The organism is Bradyrhizobium sp. LTSPM299 (genome assembly GCF_000938235.1).
Lineage (GTDB): Bacteria > Pseudomonadota > Alphaproteobacteria > Rhizobiales > Xanthobacteraceae > Bradyrhizobium.
Genome location: NZ_JYMU01000062.1, coordinates 1 through 3027 on the forward strand (window position 1 = coordinate 1; position 3027 = coordinate 3027).

Consider the following 3027-nt stretch of genomic DNA (forward strand, 5'->3'; position numbering starts at 1 on the left):
ACTCACTCGATTGTCCCCCCGAGGATGCCGGCCTGACTGCGACGGAAGCGCTCCGGTATCCCGCTGCCCAGCTTTTCATGGAGCGGGCCGCGGCGAGCGGCTACGACGTCGCCTTGAGCGATATCGATGCGCCGATCGTCGCCCGGAGCTGCCGCCGGCTCGACGGAGTGGCACTTGCGATTGAGCTCGCGGCCAGTCGCGTTGGCTCCCTTGGGATTCGTGGAACCGCGGAACTGCTCGACAACCGCTTCGGCTTGCTCTGGCAGGGCCGCCGCACCGCCCTACCGCGGCACGAGACCCTGAACGCGATGCTCGATTGGAGTTACAGCCTGCTTTCGGATCGCGAGAAGCTGGTCCTGTGCCGGCTGTCAGTCTTTGTCGGGGCCTTCACGCGTCAGGCCGCCGGCTCCGTTGCGTCGGAGACGGAGGCAGACGAGGCGAATGTGATCGACACGGTCACGAGCCTGGTTGCAAAGTTTTTGATATCCACGAACGTCATCAACGAAACGACCTACTATCGGTTACTCGACACCACGCGCGCCTACGCTGCTGCCAAACTCGCAGAGCGTGGCGAAGCGGATCGGATCGCCCGACGCCACGCGATCTTTTATTCCAGGTTTCTCGAACACGACGAGATCATCCAGTCATTGTTTGGCGAATATGATCTTTCCGGATACGCCCCGCATATCGGCAATGTGCGGGCAGCGCTCGGATGGGCGCTGTCAGACCATGGCGATGTCGTCGTCGGCATCGGACTCGCCACCTGGGCGGCGCCCTTGTTCATCGGACTGTGGCTGCTCGGGGAATGCAGGGGTTGGTGTGAACGGGCGCTGGCCACTCTCGACGACGCCAGCCGAGGCACCAGACAGGAGATGATCCTTCAGGAAGCCTTGGCGCTGTCGTCGATGCTCTCCAGGGGTAACAGCGATCAGGTTCGGGCCGAACTCGAGCGTGGACTTGCGCTTGCGGAAGCCCTTGAGGATCGGCCGCGCCAACTGCGCCTTCTCGTCGGTCTGAACCTGTTTCTTGGCCGACTTGGTGACGTTCGAGGCGCCCTGGCGGTAGCGGAACAAGGCGGCATCATCGCACAGGCTGCCAAGCTACCGACAGGCACCGTCTGGGCGGAGTGTTGGGTGGGCAATGCTCACCACTTTCTGGGCAACCAAGCCAAGGCTCAACTCCATCTTGAGCGCGGCAGGGCACTCGCGGTCGAGCTCGGTACCTTCAACGCCCACTTCTTCGTCTTTGATTATCGCAGCATCGCGACGATCTTCCTTGCCCGCGCCTTGTGGCTGCGTGGCTTCTCCGATCAGGCACTCAGATTCGTGCGAAGGGCTATCGATGAAGTGAAAAGCCGAGATCACCCAGTTCCGATCTGCATTTCGCTGGTTTATGCCTCGACGTTGTTACTGTGGACCGGTGATTTACCAGGAGCCAGCGCCCTCATCGAGCAGCTGATCGTACACGCCGGACGACACTCGCTTGCACCATACCGTGCTCTCGGCATCGCGCTGAAGGGCGAACTTGCCATCGCTTGCCATGAACTGGAAGCCGGTCTCGATTTGCTACGGAGCGGGCTGGAGACCCTGCGTGCTCAACAGTCCAATCTCCAGATCACGGGTTTCATCGGTGCGTTGGCGGAAGGTCTGCGCAAGACCGGGCAATTCGAGGAGGCGCTTTTTACGATCAATGGAGCCATTGCGCGCTCGACAAATAGTGGGGTGGAATTTGACTTGTCCGAATTGCTTCGGATCAAGTCACAGATTCTCGTGGCACGACATGACCGCGAATCGGCTAAGAACTGCCTGATCGAAGCGATCGCTGTCGCACGCACGCAATCTGCACTCGCCTGGGAGCTGAGGTCGACGATGGCCTTGACCCGCATGCTCATCGAAAATGGCCAGCACGATCAGGCCCGGCATACGCTCGCCCTCGTCTACGACCGCTTCACCGAAGGATTCGAAACCGCGGATCTCAAGCTGGCGCACGCGATCATTGAGGATTTGCGTTAGCCAACTTAGCTGTTTCCGATTCCCGCGGTTTGGTCCATTGAAGCGACGCTGGTTGCGCGCTAGAATGCACGAAAGCATTCGGCACCAAGGCGTCGATGCTTCCAGGTAAGACCTCCGCTTTGCACAGAAGTCCTGTTTCGGACGTAAGAGCGAGGACGACGCGTATGAATGATCACCGCAACCCACAGCTCCATGACGCGCTTTCTTTCGGCCCGTTCAGCCTGTTTGCGGTTGAGAGGCTGCTCAAGAAAGGTGACGAGCCAGTACCGCTCGGCGGCCGCGCGCTCGACATCCTGATCGCACTCGCGGAGCGGGCTGGGGAAGTTGTCACTCGCAAGGAGCTAATTTCAACGGTGTGGCCGGATGTGACGGTGGAGGAAGCCAACCTTCGCTTTCAAATAGCTGCCCTTCGAAAGGCGCTTGGTGACCGGCGAGATGGCGCTCGCTACATATCCAATATTTCCGGTAGGGGTTATTGTTTTGTTGCGCCAGTTACACGCTCGACGGCAGCCAGAGCGGTTCCGGTCACCGCGTTCGCCACCACAGAACGAGTTCAAAGGCTGCCGCCTCGACCAGCGCGGATGGTCGGCCGCGATGACACTGTTCGATCCTTGGCGCAGCGACTCCAGATGTGGCGCTTCGTCAGCATCGTCGGCCCTGGCGGTATCGGCAAAACGACCGTGGCAATCTCGATCGCTCATACGCTGAGTGATGGATTCCATGACGCGGTCTTCTTTATCGATCTGGCTGCGCTGACCGATCCCGAACTGGTGCCGACAGCGATCGCGTCGGCGCTCGGGTTCGCGGTGCAAACCCAGGATCCGGTCGTTGGTCTGCTGGCCTTTATCGGCGACAGGAGGATCCTGCTCGTGCTCGACAATTGCGAGCACGTGATCGGCGTTGCGGCAGCACTGGCCGAACGCATCGTCAGCGAGGCGCCACAAGCGCACATCCTGGCGACCAGCCGCGAAGCGCTCCGGGTGGAAGGTGAACATGTCCACCTATTGTACTCACT

2 protein-coding genes are annotated in these 3027 nt (G+C 60.4%); both read left to right on the plus strand.

The window, feature by feature from the left end; all coding sequences use genetic code 11:
• Window positions 1–2012 (plus strand): ATP-binding protein (locus UP10_RS45465; RefSeq protein ID WP_044591046.1); only part of this gene is annotated, 2012 nt, incomplete at its 5' end.
• 164 nt (window positions 2013–2176) lie between these two features.
• The coding region (locus UP10_RS43360) for an ATP-binding protein (protein WP_197086930.1) at window positions 2177–3027 on the plus strand (851 nt) is incomplete at its 3' end.